The sequence below is a fragment of the Caulobacter sp. 10L414 genome, from assembly GCF_056395525.1.
Genome location: NZ_JBFTJR010000156.1, coordinates 1 through 393, shown reverse-complemented (window position 1 = coordinate 393; position 393 = coordinate 1). Strand labels below are relative to the sequence as shown.

Sequence of the window (393 nt, the reverse complement as noted above, 5' to 3'; positions counted from 1 at the left end):
ACTTTCCGAAAGTCATGATCGCACGCGAAGACATCACGGGCCTGATCCTGGCCGGCGGCCGGGGTAGCCGCATGGGTGGCACCGACAAAGGCCTSCAACCGCTGCGCGGCGTGCCGATGGCGATGCACACGCTGATGCGCCTGACACCGCAGACCGGCGCGATGCTGATCAACGCCAATCGCAACCTCGCCGCCTACGAGTCGTTCGGGGTGCCCGTGGTCACCGACTCCGTGCCCGATTTCGCGGGCCCGCTGGCCGGCATGATGGCCGGGCTCGAGCAGTGCAGCACCGGCTGGCTCGTCACGGCGCCGTGCGATACGCCGTTCCTGCCCACCGACCTCGTCGAGCGGCTGGCGCAGGCGATCGAGGCCGAAGGTGCCGAGATGGCGATTC

Annotated in this window: 1 protein-coding gene; it reads left to right on the top strand. The window is 68.6% G+C overall.

Going from position 1 to position 393, the window contains the following annotated elements; genetic code table 11:
- Nucleotides 1-14: 14 nt before the first annotated feature.
- Nucleotides 15-393, top strand: a 379-nt coding sequence (mobA, locus tag AC1DCG_RS25180; protein ID WP_477041765.1) for a molybdenum cofactor guanylyltransferase MobA, incomplete at its 3' end; no start/stop codon positions are given.